General features: G+C 71.3%; 13 protein-coding genes. 12 read left to right on the forward strand and 1 reads right to left on the reverse strand.

Annotated features, from left to right (window positions below):
- Nucleotides 1-51: 51 nt before the first annotated feature.
- From ACFYY2_RS27905 to ACFYY2_RS27950, 10 genes are all read left to right on the forward strand, one after another.
- On the forward strand, nucleotides 52-1,029 hold the full coding sequence (locus ACFYY2_RS27905) for a Rossmann-like and DUF2520 domain-containing protein (RefSeq protein WP_388747986.1): 978 nt from the start codon (nucleotides 52-54) through the stop codon (nucleotides 1,027-1,029).
- Entirely contained in the window at nucleotides 1,026-2,042 is a 1,017-nt protein-coding gene (gene panC, locus ACFYY2_RS27910) for a pantoate--beta-alanine ligase (RefSeq protein ID WP_388747988.1), read from the forward strand. Before ACFYY2_RS27905 ends, panC begins: the two co-directional genes overlap by 4 nt.
- A complete protein-coding gene (locus tag ACFYY2_RS27915; RefSeq protein ID WP_388747990.1) occupies nucleotides 2,039-3,817 on the forward strand; it encodes an L-aspartate oxidase in 1,779 nt (592 codons plus the stop codon). The genes panC and ACFYY2_RS27915 overlap by 4 nt, the downstream gene beginning before the upstream one ends.
- A gap of 2 nt (nucleotides 3,818-3,819) precedes the next feature.
- Nucleotides 3,820-4,866: a carboxylating nicotinate-nucleotide diphosphorylase gene (nadC, locus tag ACFYY2_RS27920; protein WP_388747992.1), complete on the forward strand. Its 1,047-nt coding sequence runs from the start codon at nucleotides 3,820-3,822 to the stop codon at nucleotides 4,864-4,866.
- Nucleotides 4,866-5,663 (forward strand): type III pantothenate kinase, encoded by a 798-nt coding sequence (locus ACFYY2_RS27925; RefSeq protein WP_031091045.1) that lies wholly within the window; start codon nucleotides 4,866-4,868, stop codon nucleotides 5,661-5,663. Before nadC ends, ACFYY2_RS27925 begins: the two co-directional genes overlap by 1 nt.
- Before the next feature lie 140 nt (nucleotides 5,664-5,803).
- Complete coding sequence (locus ACFYY2_RS27930; RefSeq protein ID WP_388748069.1) at nucleotides 5,804-6,391, forward strand: hypothetical protein; 588 nt, start codon at nucleotides 5,804-5,806, stop codon at nucleotides 6,389-6,391.
- A gap of 68 nt (nucleotides 6,392-6,459) precedes the next feature.
- Complete coding sequence (locus ACFYY2_RS27935; RefSeq protein ID WP_388747995.1) at nucleotides 6,460-6,639, forward strand: hypothetical protein; 180 nt, start codon at nucleotides 6,460-6,462, stop codon at nucleotides 6,637-6,639.
- 101 nt (nucleotides 6,640-6,740) lie between these two features.
- A complete protein-coding gene (locus ACFYY2_RS27940; RefSeq protein WP_388747997.1) occupies nucleotides 6,741-7,211 on the forward strand; it encodes a BlaI/MecI/CopY family transcriptional regulator in 471 nt (156 codons plus the stop codon).
- A 9-nt stretch (nucleotides 7,212-7,220) separates the two neighbouring features.
- Nucleotides 7,221-7,838 (forward strand): amino-acid N-acetyltransferase, encoded by a 618-nt coding sequence (locus ACFYY2_RS27945; RefSeq protein WP_388747999.1) that lies wholly within the window; start codon nucleotides 7,221-7,223, stop codon nucleotides 7,836-7,838.
- Between the two features lie 144 nt (nucleotides 7,839-7,982).
- Nucleotides 7,983-8,318: an Lsr2 family protein gene (locus ACFYY2_RS27950; protein WP_307126441.1), complete on the forward strand. Its 336-nt coding sequence runs from the start codon at nucleotides 7,983-7,985 to the stop codon at nucleotides 8,316-8,318.
- Here the strand turns inward: ACFYY2_RS27950 and ACFYY2_RS27955 are convergent.
- A complete protein-coding gene (locus ACFYY2_RS27955) occupies nucleotides 8,297-8,884 on the reverse strand; it encodes an SCO3374 family protein (protein ID WP_388748001.1) in 588 nt (195 codons plus the stop codon). The two genes, ACFYY2_RS27950 and ACFYY2_RS27955, sit on opposite strands and share 22 nt — an antisense overlap.
- A 440-nt stretch (nucleotides 8,885-9,324) precedes the next feature.
- Here ACFYY2_RS27955 and ACFYY2_RS27960 point away from each other — a divergent pair, with 440 nt between their 5' ends.
- Together ACFYY2_RS27960 and ACFYY2_RS27965 are read left to right on the forward strand one after the other, a co-directional pair.
- The gene (locus tag ACFYY2_RS27960) at nucleotides 9,325-11,853 is read left to right on the forward strand and encodes an ATP-dependent Clp protease ATP-binding subunit (RefSeq protein ID WP_388748003.1); all 2,529 of its coding nucleotides are present in this window, start codon (nucleotides 9,325-9,327) and stop codon (nucleotides 11,851-11,853) included.
- A 348-nt stretch (nucleotides 11,854-12,201) separates the two neighbouring features.
- Nucleotides 12,202-13,470: an LAETG motif-containing sortase-dependent surface protein gene (locus tag ACFYY2_RS27965; protein ID WP_388748005.1), complete on the forward strand. Its 1,269-nt coding sequence runs from the start codon at nucleotides 12,202-12,204 to the stop codon at nucleotides 13,468-13,470.
- Nucleotides 13,471-13,784: the final 314 nt, after the last annotated feature.

Consider the following 13,784-nt stretch of genomic DNA (forward strand, 5'->3'; position numbering starts at 1 on the left):
AGAGGAATCGTCCGGTACCCCCCGCGGACTGGAACGGAAGGCCTTAGCCGCGTGAACGCATCAGATTCCAAGGAACCCCTCGACGCGAGGGACCGCCCCGCCCGCCTCACCGTCGGGGTCGTCGGCGCGGGCCGGGTCGGGCCCGCCCTCGCCGCCTCGCTGCGGCTCGCCGGGCACCGTCCGGTCGCCGTGTCGGGCGTGTCCGACGCCTCGGTGCGGCGGGCCCGCGCGCTGCTCCCGGACGTGCCCCTGGTGACGCCCGCCGAGGTCCTCGCGCGGGCCGAGCTCGTCCTGCTCACCGTCCCGGACGACGCGCTGCCCGGCCTGGTCGAAGGCCTCGCCGAGACAGGCGCCGTGCGGCCGGGCCAGCTCATCGTCCACACCTCCGGGCGTTACGGGACCCGGGTCCTCGACCCCGCCCTGCGCGCCGGCGCCCTCCCGCTCGCGCTGCACCCCGCGATGACCTTCACCGGCACCCCCGTCGACGTCCAGCGCCTGGCGGGCTGCTCCTTCGGAGTCACCGCCCCCGAGGAGCTCAGGCTCGCCGCCGAGGCGCTCGTCATCGAGATGGGAGGGGAGCCCGAGTGGATCGCGGAGGAGTCCAGGGCGCTCTATCACGCGGCCCTCGCTCTCGGAGCGAACCACCTGGTCACGCTCGTCGCGCAGTCCATGGAACTGCTCCACAAGGCGGGGGTGGGCGCACCCGACCGGATGCTCGGCCCGCTGCTCGGCGCCGCGCTCGACAACGCCCTGCGCTCCGGCGACGCGGCGCTGACGGGGCCCGTGGCCCGCGGCGACGCCGGGACCGTGTCCGCACACGTCAGCGAGCTGCGGACGCACGCCCCGCAGGCGGTGGCCGGCTACCTCGCCATGGCCCGCGCCACGGCGGACCGCGCGCTGGACCACGGTCTCCTCAAGCCCGAGTCCGCGGAGGACCTCCTCGTCGTCCTGTCGGACCGCGCGAACGGGACGTACGGAAAGAACGGCACACAAGGCCCGGACGCGTCCGGGCCGGGGGAGAAGCGATGACCACCGCACCCGCCACCCTGCTGCGCACCGCGGCCGAGCTGGAGGCGCTCGGGCGGCCCGCCGGTGGTCACCACCGCGCCGTCGTCATGACGATGGGCGCGCTGCACGAGGGCCACGCCACCCTGATCCGGGCGGCCCGTGCCGCCGCGGGGCCGGACGGCCAGGTCGTCGTCACCGTCTTCGTCAACCCGCTCCAGTTCGGCGAGGCCGCGGACCTCGACCGCTATCCCCGCACGCTGGACGCCGACCTCGCGCTCGCCTCGGAGGCGGGCGCCGACGCCGTCCTCGCCCCGGCCGTGGACGAGGTCTACGCCGGTGGGGACCCCCAGGTCAGGATCACCGCCGGTCCCATGGGAGAGCGGCTCGAAGGCGCCTCCCGTCCCGGGCACTTCGACGGGATGCTCACCGTCGTCGCGAAGTTCCTGCACCTCACCAGGCCGGACGCGGCGTACTTCGGGCAGAAGGACGCCCAGCAGCTGGCGCTGGTGCGCCGCATGGTGCGCGACCTGAACTTCGGCATCGACATCGTCGCCGTGCCGACCGTCCGGGACCCCGACGGCCTCGCGCTGTCCAGCCGTAACCGCTTCCTCTCCGCCGAGGAGCGCCGCACCGCGCTGGCGCTGCCCCGGGCCCTGTTCGCCGCCCGCGACCGGCTGGCCGCACAGAAGGCACTCCACGTCCGTGCCCTGGCGCTCCCGGAGCACGACGGCCGGGCCGCTGCGCTCACCCGGCTCGGCGAGGCACGTGCCGCGGCCGACTCCCAGGCGGTCGCGCTGGCACGGCCGACCGTCGCGCCCGCCGACGTGCGGGCCGCCGCGCGGGCCGTCCTGGAGGAGGCGGCCGGGGAGGCGGTACCGCTCGATCTGGACTACGTGGCGCTCGTGGACCCGGCCGACTTTACCGAGATCCCGGACGACCGTGACAGCGGCGAGGCGGTCCTCGCCGTCGCGGCGCGGGTGGGAGCCACCCGCCTGATCGACAACATCCCGCTGACCCTCGGAGCCCTCACGTGACCGGAATACGGCTGACCGCCCCCGCCCCCGGCTGGGCCATCGACGCGGACGTGGTCGTGGTCGGTTCCGGCGTGGCCGGTCTCACCACCGCCCTGCGCTGCGCCGCCGCGGGCCTCGCCACCGTCGTCGTGACCAAGGCCCGCCTGGACGACGGCTCCACCCGCTGGGCCCAGGGCGGCATCGCGGCGGCCCTCGGCGAGGGCGACACCCCCGAACAGCACCTGGACGACACCCTGGTCGCCGGTGCCGGACTGTGCGACGAGAGCGCGGTGCGCACCCTGGTCACCGAGGGCCCCGGCTCCGTCCGCCGGCTCATCGGCACCGGCGCGCACTTCGACACCACCGACACCGGTGCGATCGCCCTGACCCGCGAGGGCGGCCATCACCGCCGCCGTATCGCGCACGCCGGTGGGGACGCGACGGGGGCGGAGATCTCCCGCGCCCTGGTCGGAGCGGTCCGCTCGGCGGCCCTGCGGACCATCGAGAACGCCCTGGTCCTGGACCTGCTCACGGACGCCGACGGCCGCGCCCGGGGCGTCACCCTGCACGTCATGGGCGAGGGCCAGCACGACGGCGTCGGCGCCGTCCGCGCCCCCGCGGTGGTGCTCGCCACCGGCGGCATGGGCCAGGTCTTCTCCGCCACGACCAATCCGCCGGTCTCCACGGGCGACGGAGTGGCGCTCGCACTGCGAGCGGGCGCCGAGGTGTCGGACCTCGAATTCGTCCAGTTCCATCCGACCGTCCTGTTTCTCGGTGCCGGAGCCGAGGGCCAGCAGCCGCTGGTGTCCGAGGCGGTGCGGGGCGAGGGCGCCCATCTCGTCGACGCCGCGGGCACCCGCTTCATGCTGGGGCAGCACGAGCTGGCCGAGCTGGCGCCCCGCGACATCGTCGCGAAGGCCATCACCACCCAGATGCACCTCCAGGGCGCCGAGCACATGTACCTCGACGCCCGGCACTTCGGCGCCGCCATGTGGGAGCAGCGCTTCCCGACCATCCTGGCCGCGTGCCGCAGCCACGGCATCGACCCCGTGACCCAGCCGATCCCCGTCGCCCCGGCCGCGCACTACGCCTCCGGCGGCGTGCGCACCGACCTGCGGGGACGTACGACCGTGCCCGGGCTCTACGCCTGCGGCGAGGTCGCCTGCACCGGCGTCCACGGGGCCAACCGGCTGGCGTCCAACTCCCTCCTGGAGGGACTGGTCTTCGCCGAACGCATCGCGGCCGACATCACCGGCTCGGCGGACGGCCCCCGGGACACCGCCGGGCACGCACCCGGGGCACCCGAGGCGCACCCCGCCGGATCGCGCGCCGTGCCGCTGCTCACCGCGGAGTCCAGGACCGCGATCCAGCGGATCATGACCCGGGGCGCCGGAGTCATCCGCTCCGCCGCGAGCCTCGCCACCGCGGCCGGGGAACTGGAGGCGCTGGGCCGGACCGCCGCCACCACCGCGGACGACAACGGCGGCCGCAAGGACGCGGTGCCCGGGGTGGAGGCGTGGGAGGCCACGAACCTCCTCCTCGTCTCGCAGGTCCTGGTGGCCGCCGCCCGGGAGCGCGAGGAGACCCGTGGCTGCCACTGGCGCGAGGACCGTCCCGACCGGGACGACGACACCTGGCGCCGTCACCTGGTCGTGCGCGTCGACCAGGACCTGCTGCCCGTCGTCCGCACGACGGACAGTTCCGCGTTCCCGCCCGTACGCCCCGGAGACCCGGCAGACTCCGCACTGCCTGCAGGCCTCCCGAACCACCCCGCCGACGCCCCCGAGGAGCCGTAACCGTGAGCACGCCCGAAGAGAATCCGCGCCCCACGCCTGTGGACGTACCGCTGATCCACATCGGCGCCCCCGCCGCGTCCGGCGGTGGCTGCGGCGACGGCTGCGGCTGTGGTGACGGCTACGACCCCGACGGCCTGGAGTGCGGTCTCGACCCCGCCCTGGCCCAGCTCCTGGCCGAGGCCGGGCTGGACCCCGTCCAGGTCGAGGACATCGCCCACGTCGCGATCGAGGAGGACCTCGACGGGGGCGAGGACGTCACCACCGTCGCGACCGTTCCCGAGGACGCCGTCGCCACCGGTGACTTCACCGCCCGCGAGGCGGGTGTCGTCGCGGGGCTGCGCGTCGCGGAGGCCGTCCTCTCGATCGTCTGCACCGACGAGTTCGAGGTCGAGCGGCACGTCGAGGACGGCGACCGCGTCGTGCCCGGACAGAAGCTGCTGACGGTCACCACCCGTACCCGTGACCTGCTCACGGGCGAGCGCAGCGCGCTCAACCTGCTGTGCAGGCTCTCGGGCATCGCGACCGCCACCCGCGCCTGGGCGGACGTGCTGGAGGGCACGAAGGCCAGGGTCCGCGACACCCGCAAGACGACGCCCGGGCTGCGCGCCCTGGAGAAGTACGCCGTGCGCTGCGGCGGTGGCGTCAACCACCGCATGTCCCTGGTGGACGCGGCCCTGGTCAAGGACAACCACGTGATCGCCGCCGGCGGCGTCGCCGAGGCGTTCACGCGGGTCAGGAAGGCGTTCCCGGAGCTCGCGATCGAGGTCGAGGTCGACACCCTGGAGCAGGTCCGCGAGGTGCTCGACGCCGGCGCCGACCTGATCCTGCTGGACAACTTCACCCCGTCCGCCACCGCCGAGGCGGTCGCCCTCGTCGGCGGCCGCGCCGTGCTGGAATCCTCCGGCCGGCTGTCCCTCGACTCCGCCCGCGCCTACGCCGAGGCGGGCGTCGACTACCTGGCCGTCGGCGCGCTCACGCACTCCTCGCCGATCCTCGACATCGGCCTGGACTTCCGTGAGGCGGCGCCGGCCGACGGGACCGGCGCCTGATGCTGCTGACCATCGACGTCGGAAACTCGCACACCGTCCTCGGCCTGTTCGACGGCGAGGAGATCGTCGAGCACTGGCGCATCTCCACGGACGCCCGGCGTACCGCCGACGAGCTCGCCGTCCTGCTCCAGGGCCTGATGGGCATGCACCCGCTGCTCGGTGTCGAACTCGGTGACGGCATCGAGGGCATCGCGATCTGCTCGACGGTGCCCGCCGTCCTGCACGAGCTCCGCGAGGTCACCCGGCGCTACTACGGCGACGTGCCCGCGGTCCTCGTGGAGCCCGGCGTCAAGACCGGTGTGCCCGTCCTGACGGACAACCCGAAGGAGGTCGGCGCGGACCGCATCATCAACGCGGTGGCCGCGGTCGAGCTCTACGGCGGTCCGGCCATCGTCGTCGACCTCGGCACGGCCACCACCTTCGACGCGGTCTCGGCGCGCGGTGAGTACACGGGCGGTGTGATCGCGCCGGGTATCGAGATCTCGGTCGAGGCCCTCGGGGTGAAGGGGGCGCAGCTGCGCAAGATCGAGCTCGCCCGCCCCCGCAGTGTGATCGGCAAGAACACGGTGGAGGCCATGCAGTCCGGCATCGTGTACGGCTTCGCGGGCCAGATCGACGGCGTGGTCGAGCGCATGAAGAAGGAGCTCGCCGCGGACCCGGACGAGGTCACCGTCATCGCGACGGGTGGCCTTGCTCCGATGGTGTTGGGGGAGTCCTCCGTCATCGACGAGCACGAGCCCTGGCTGACGCTCATCGGGCTGCGTCTGGTCTACGAGCGCAACATCGCCCGTATGTAGGTCCCGCCCGCGGTCACCTGCGGGAACAGCCCGGCGGCGCGGCGTGGGACGCCGCGCCGCCGGGCGGCCAGTTAAGCGGATTTTGTCCATTTAGCACGTATTGTCGCGCCATGCCCACGCCCTACGGATCACGCGGCGGCATGGCGTTCAGCGCGGACGAGCTCAGGGTGCTCCGACGCGCTCTCGCCAACGCCCTCCACCCCACGCCCCTGCCGGAAGAAGACGTCCAGGACTGCCTGCGACTCGCGGGCGCGGTGGACGAGGCGGTGAGCGAGGCGGGACGGTTGCGCGCCTTCCTCCTCGCCGATCTCGCCCGCTACCGCGACGCCCTCCCCGGCTCGCTCAGCGGTTATCTGGAGCTTCTCCAGGACGCCCTCGCGGCCGGCTACGACCCCCGCCCCGACGACCTCGCCGCCCTGCGCGCCCTGCGCGCCGGACCGGTCGCCGCGGCGCTCCTGGAGCGCTGCCAGGTGCTCGCGGAGCGTTCCGTGCGGGCTCGGCTCGCCGGGCGCACGGCAGCGGTCACGGCTCCCGCGCCGCGCCGCCGCCTGCTGGCGCTGCCCGGCGGGATGGCGGCGGCCAAGGAGCCCGAGCGGCCGCCCGTACCGCCCCGGCCCAAGCAGCCGGCCGGTCCGGGGGAGCGGCCCATGCCGAAGCCCTCCGAGGTCTTCCCGCCGCGCCGCCGCCCCACGCCGGCGCCCCCGCCGGAGGAGCGCGCGGTGTCCTGACGGACGTGCGCCGCGACCCTCGGGGTGCCCGGGAGTGGCCGGAATGCCGGGCTCGCTACTCTGGGGCCATGGAATACTTCTCCGCGCTCGTGCCCCCCGTGGTGATGGCCGGCTTCTTCATCGGCCTCGTCGTGACGATCATCAAGAGTCAGGGCGGTCCGAACAAGGCCAAGGAGGACGCCGCCGTGGACGCGGCGATCGCCCGGGCCGAATCGGTGCAGCAGGCCCCGCGGCCCGAGGGCGTCTGACTCGTACCTGACATGAAAGGGCGCACGGCTCCTCGGAGCCGTGCGCCCTTTTGTCGTTCCGGAATTATCCCATTCCAGACATCTAGCACTAAGGTGGCGTTGTGCCTCGCCAAATGGGAGAGCTGGAAGACGCCGTGATGACACGGGTCTGGCAATGGAACCGCCCGGTCACCGTGCGGGAAGTTCTCGAGGACCTGCAACAGGAACGTTCCATCGCCTACACGACCGTGATGACGGTAATGGACAATCTCCATCAGAAGGGCTGGGTGCGCCGGGATGTCGACGGCCGGGCATATCGATATACGGCCGTCTCCACCCGCGCCGCGTACTCGGCCGCACTGATGAACGAAGCCTGGTCCCGGAGCGACAACCCCGCAGCGGCTCTGGTCGCCTTCTTCGGGATGATGTCGGCGGAGCAGCGGGAAGCGCTCGGGGACGCCATGCGCGTCGTCGCGCCCACCCTGCCCGAACCTTCCGACAGCCCGTCCGAAGACGGCGGGACGGCCGATGAAGCACCCCCGTCCGAAGACGGCGGGGCGGCCGATGAAGCACCGCCGGGGAGCGGGCGATAGCGTCGGGGGATGTCCTCCGAGCAACCGCGAACCGAGCACCGGAACGAGACGCGAACCGGATCCCGTACCCGGCGGGAAACGGGATCCGCGGCAGAAGTCCATACCGACCCGTCGGTAAATAGACCGGCCATCACCGTCCGGCGCGCCAGGACAAGTGATGTCGCGTCGGTCCGCGCTCTCCTTGACGGCTACGTCACCGAAGGGATCCTGCTCGACAAAGCGACGGTGACGCTTTACGAGGACATCCAGGAGTTCTGGGTCGCCGAACGCGACGAGGACGCCCGCGTCATCGGCTGCGGCGCACTCCACGTGATGTGGGAAGACCTCGCGGAAGTGCGTACTCTCGCCGTCGACCACGGCATCAAGGGCGCCGGAGTCGGACACCAGGTGCTGGGCAAGCTGTTGCAGACCGCGCGCTGGCTCGGTGTGCGCCGGGTTTTCTGCCTCACCTTCGAAGTCGAGTTCTTCGCGAAGCACGGCTTCACGGAGATCGGAGAGACGCCGGTCGACGGAGATGTCTACAGCGAGCTGCTTCGTTCCTATGACGAGGGTGTCGCGGAGTTCCTGGGTCTCGAACGAGTGAAGCCGAACACCTTGGGCAACAGCCGGATGCTTCTGCACCTGTGACCGGCGGAAGTCGGCGGAGCCCTATGTCCGAATCGCGCATGTTTCCCGCGTTCCTGCGCTCCCGAACCTCTCCCAGGGGTTTGTGTTTTCCGGGGAAAAGCGGTTTCCTTTCCGCGTACTACATTTTCGATGAAAGGAAATCCGGTGGCACAGAAGGTTCAGGTCCTTCTTGTTGATGACCTCGACGGTGTCGAGGCGGACGAGACGGTGACGTTTGCTCTGGATGGCAAGACCTACGAGATCGACCTCACCACGACCAACGCGGACAAGCTCCGTGGTCTTCTCGAGCCGTACACCAAGAGTGGCCGTCGCACCGGTGGCCGCGCGGCGACCGGCCGCGGCAAGGGCCGCGCGGTCTCGGGCGGCAACAAGGACACCGCCGAGATCCGTAAGTGGGCCCGCGAGAACGGCCACAACGTGAACGACCGCGGCCGCGTCCCGGCCGAGATCCGCGAGGCTTACGAGAAGGCCAACGGCTGACCTGTCGGCCGATGGGTCCGCAGGTTCGTCCGGGCGTGCGTGAGCCTGGCCCGGTGGCACTCCGTCGCCGCCGCGTCCACGAGTCGTACGAGATCGGGAGCATCCCCACCCCTGCTCCCGAAGCCGCCCAGGGCCGGGAGCACCGGCTCCGCCCCCTGGCCGGTTCCGGGTGGCCGCAGCCAGACCGCGGCCCCCGGTGAGCCCGCAGGGGCCACCCCGGGTGGCGCCGGGGCGATCATGTGCCCGCCCTGACCGGCAGCGGTCAGGTCGAGGGCGATGCCGCCCCACTCCAGCCAGTCGAGCAGCCCCGGCAGCTCGTCGGCGCCGCCCGCGGCCACCAGCAGCAGCATCCGCTGCCCCGTCAGCGCCACGGGGCCCGTGCGCCCCACCCGGCCCAGCGCCGCGTGGCCTGCCGCCGCCGGCAGTTCCAGTACGTCGAAGCGCAGCCCCGTCAGGAGCCGTAGCGGCGAGGCGCCCGTCGTGGCCCAGCCGAGCTCCTGGGTGTACCACCGGGCCCAGCCCTCGGAAGCGGACGACGAGCGGGGCGGCGGGACGAGGGAAGCCATGTCCGATGAACTGCCGAGCACACCCCGAAGTTACGCACCGTTCGTGATCGAGTGCTCTGCGTGCGGGCGACGGGGGCGTGCGGGAGCGTCCGGCAGCACGAAGTTGTTCGCCCGTAGCGGAGGAAACGGGGGTGCGCCGCATGGACTGTCAGTGAGTGCGGGTAAGACATCCCTAGTGGGAAGGGGCGACACGCGGGCAAAAGCGTCTCACGTTCGCCATCGGCGTACTGGCGAAAGGGCTATCTGCCTGGCCTGCGGGAACATCGTCTCGCACCATCGGGTTGGAGCAGTTGTCGGCGTTCGGGGCAGGAGATCCCCCCGGGAAGCAGGCCGGGTGTCGGCAGTTGAAATGAGCGGTCCCCGCTTGCGGGACTAAGCTGCGGAAGGACAGGGAGGGGACCGACCCCTTACTGCCTGACCGCTCTGAGGAGCGATTAACGATGTTCGAGAGGTTCACCGACCGCGCGCGGCGGGTTGTCGTCCTGGCTCAGGAAGAAGCCCGGATGCTCAACCACAACTACATCGGCACCGAGCACATCCTCCTGGGCCTGATCCACGAGGGTGAGGGTGTCGCCGCTAAGGCCCTGGAGAGCCTCGGGATTTCGCTCGAGGCGGTCCGCCAGCAGGTGGAGGAGATCATCGGCCAGGGCCAGCAGGCCCCGTCCGGCCACATCCCCTTCACGCCCCGGGCCAAGAAGGTCCTGGAGCTGTCGCTCCGCGAGGCCCTTCAGCTCGGCCACAACTACATCGGCACGGAGCACATCCTGCTCGGCCTGATTCGCGAGGGCGAGGGCGTCGCGGCCCAGGTCCTCGTGAAGCTGGGCGCCGACCTGAACCGGGTGCGGCAGCAGGTCATCCAGCTGCTCTCCGGGTACTCGGGAGGCAAGGAGGCGGCCACCGCGGGCGGCCCCGCGGAGGGCACGCCCTCCACGTCCCTGGTGCTCGACCAGTTCGGCCGGAACCTCACCCAGGCCGCTCGTGAGTCCAAGCTCGACCCGGTCATCGGGCGCGAGAAGGAGATCGAGCGGGTCATGCAGGTGCTGTCCCGCCGCACGAAGAACAACCCGGTGCTCATCGGTGAGCCCGGCGTCGGCAAGACGGCGGTCGTCGAGGGCCTGGCCCAGGCCATCGTCAAGGGCGAGGTGCCCGAGACCCTCAAGGACAAGCACCTCTACACCCTGGACCTCGGCGCGCTGGTGGCCGGCTCCCGCTACCGCGGTGACTTCGAGGAGCGCCTGAAGAAGGTCCTCAAGGAGATCCGCACCCGCGGCGACATCATCCTGTTCATCGACGAGCTCCACACCCTCGTGGGTGCGGGTGCCGCCGAGGGCGCGATCGACGCCGCGAGCATCCTCAAGCCCATGCTGGCGCGAGGCGAGCTCCAGACCATCGGCGCCACGACGCTCGACGAGTACCGCAAGCACCTGGAGAAGGACGCCGCGCTCGAGCGCCGCTTCCAGCCGATCCAGGTCGCGGAGCCGTCGCTGCCGCACACCATCGAGATCCTCAAGGGCCTGCGCGACCGTTACGAGGCCCACCACAGGGTCTCCATCACGGACGAGGCGCTGGTCCAGGCCGCCACCCTGGCCGACCGCTACATCTCGGACCGCTTCCTGCCGGACAAGGCGATCGACCTGATCGACGAGGCCGGTTCCCGGATGCGCATCCGCCGGATGACCGCGCCGCCGGACCTCCGCGAGTTCGACGAGAAGATCGCGGGCGTCCGCCGCGACAAGGAGTCGGCCATCGACTCCCAGGACTTCGAGAAGGCAGCCTCGCTCCGCGACAAGGAGAAGCAGCTGCTGGCGGCGAAGGCCAAGCGCGAGAAGGAGTGGAAGGCCGGCGACATGGACGTCGTGGCCGAGGTCGACGGCGAGCTCATCGCCGAGGTCCTCGCCACCGCGACCGGCATCCCGGTGTTCAAGCTGACGGAGGAGGAGTCCTCGCGTCTGCTGCGCATGGAGGACGAGCTCCACAAGCGCGTCATTGGTCAGAAGGACGCGATCAAGGCCCTCTCGCAGGCGATCCGCCGTACGCGGGCCGGCCTGAAGGACCCGAAGCGTCCCGGTGGCTCGTTCATCTTCGCCGGCCCGTCCGGTGTCGGTAAGACGGAGCTCTCCAAGACGCTCGCCGAATTCCTCTTCGGCGACGAGGACGCGCTGATCTCCCTCGACATGTCGGAGTTCAGCGAGAAGCACACGGTTTCCCGCCTCTTCGGTTCGCCCCCCGGTTACGTGGGCTACGAGGAGGGCGGCCAGCTCACCGAGAAGGTGCGCCGCAAGCCGTTCTCCGTCGTCCTCTTCGACGAGGTCGAGAAGGCCCACCCCGATATCTTCAATTCCCTGCTCCAGATTCTGGAGGACGGTCGCCTGACCGACTCCCAGGGCCGGGTCGTGGACTTCAAGAACACGGTCATCATCATGACGACCAACCTCGGGACGCGGGACATCTCGAAGGGCTTCAACCTGGGCTTCGCCGCCCAGGGCGACGTGAAGACGAACTACGAGCGGATGAAGGTCAAGGTCAACGAAGAGCTCAAGCAGCACTTCCGGCCCGAGTTCCTCAACCGTGTCGACGACACGGTCGTCTTCCACCAGCTCACCGAGGAAGACATCATCCAGATCGTCGACCTGATGGTCGCCAAGGTGGATGAGCGTCTCAAGGACCGCGACATGGGTATCGAGCTCAGCTCGGAGGCCAAGTCGCTCCTGGCGAAGAAGGGTTACGACCCCGTGATGGGCGCCCGGCCGCTGCGCCGGACGATCCAGCGCGAGATCGAGGACGTCCTCTCCGAGAAGATCCTCTTCGGCGAGCTGCGGCCCGGTCACATCGTGGTCGTGGACACCGAGGGCGAGGGCGAGGAGAAGAAGTTCTCCTTCCGCGGCGAGGAGAAGTCGGCACTGCCCGACGTCCCGCCGATCGAGCAGGCGGCAGGTGGCGCCGGCCCGAATCTGACGAAGGAAGCGTGACGGCGCCCAGCGCCTGAGCGTCGAAGGGGCTGCCCCGGACCGGTCACCGGTCCGGGGCAGCCCCTTTTTGCCGCCGTGGCGGGGCGGAGCACCTCGGACGGGCGTGGATACGAGGATCCGCCGTTCCGGGCTCATGTGGCGTTCCTCACAGCGAAAGTGCACACAGTGAACGCAACTGCACCCATTCGTCTTTTCTGTCTCCCCCTGTGCTCGGCTGCCGACCGGAACAGGTGAAGAAACGGTGGCGACCGAACGCTGCCCCGGCCATACGATCACTCCGAGTCGCGTCTGCGTGTCCCATTCCGCTGCGACCCCTTCATCTTTCTGTCCGGACCCCGAAGGGCTCTTGTGAAGATTCGCCGGATTCTCGCCACAGCCGTCGCCGCCGCGGTGACCACCCCCGTGCTCCTGCTGTCCGTCACCCCCGCGTTCGCCGACGGCAAGCCGCCGGCGCAGACGCAGGAGAAGCCGTCCATCGCGGAGCTGGAGAAGGCCGCCGCCGCGGCCAAGGCGGTGTACGACAGCGCGGTGGAGGCCGAGGACGCCGCTGAGGCGGCTCTGAAGGCTCTCGCCTCCGACAGCGCCCCGCTCGTCGTGGCGGTCAACGCGGCCAAGGCCGCGGCGGTCACCGCCGGCACCGAGAAGGATGCCGCCGACCAGGCGCTCGCCGACGCGAAGGCGCTGCTGGCCGATCTCCCGGCCGACGCCACCGAGGATCAGAAGGCCGCCGCGACGGCAGCCGTCACCGAGGCCGAGACCGCCGCCTCCGCAGCCGCCGTGGCCAAGGAGGACGCCGACGCCAAGGTCCTGGAGGCCCAGGACACGCTCGAGGACGCGCGGGTGGCCGCGGCCCGGGCGATCGGCCAGGCGCAGAAGGCCACCGACGAGGCGCTCGCCCTGAAGGACGCCGCCGACGAGGCGCTGGCCAAGGCGATCGAGGAGGGCGAGGACGACGAGGAATGCGTCCCCGAGCCCAAGCTCAAGACGGTCGTCACGGGGCTGCCGTCCACGGTCGTCGCCGGCACGAAGGTCGACTTCCGTCTCCGGGTGACCAACGGGACCGACAGGGCGATGGACGAGGTCTACCCGTTCGCCTACGTCCACGCGACCGACAAGAGCGGTCTCAAGGACCTCGGAGACCTGGTGCACCTGCAGTGGTCGCCCGGCTCATCCGGCTCGTGGAAGAACGTCGACAACGAGCACTACATGGACGCCATCAGCCCGCTGAAGGCCGGCGCCCACGCGGACATCAAGATGCGTCTCGCGATCGACGCCAAGGCCCCCGCGGGCAACGGTGTCACCTTCGTCGCGGGTGACTACTGGAACGACAACGGCACGTGCGGCGGCAGCCCGGACCTGGAGGGCTACGAGTTCCTGATCGCGGCCAAGGGCAGCAAGCCGGCCACCGGTGACGCCAAGCCCAGCACCACCAAGCCGGCCGACTCGGGCATCAAGCCCCAGAGCGGCGGGTCGTCCACTCCCGTGGACGGCAGCCTGGCCGCCACGGGCTCGTCCTCGGCGACGTCCCAGCTCGCCCTCGCGAGCGGCGCCGCCCTGGCGATCGGCGCGGGCGCGGTGTTCGCCGCACGCCGCCGCAAGGCCGGTGCGCACGTCTGACGCGTGAGGCGGGGCGCCCGGCGGGCGCCCCGCCCCGTGAGCTGAGCGCGTCGCCAGACGGGCCCGACACCCACCGGTGTCGGGCCCGTCCTGCTGACAGGCCCGGATTCCGGGACCGGCCGGGATCTTCGCGGACCCGGGGCACGCATCCGCCGGCGTAAAGAGGGTGGGGCCGAAGGTCCCGAAACGGACAGGCTTCGGGCCCACCGGCGGTGACAAGGCGCACAGCCGTTTTGGGCCTACTACGGCCGTTAGGAGGACGTGCGGGGGGCGGCGCAGGGACCTTCGGCCCAGGCGGGCCGAGCCTTTCGGCG

Source organism: Streptomyces sp. NPDC001822, from assembly GCF_042892135.1.
GTDB lineage: Bacteria > Actinomycetota > Actinomycetes > Streptomycetales > Streptomycetaceae > Streptomyces.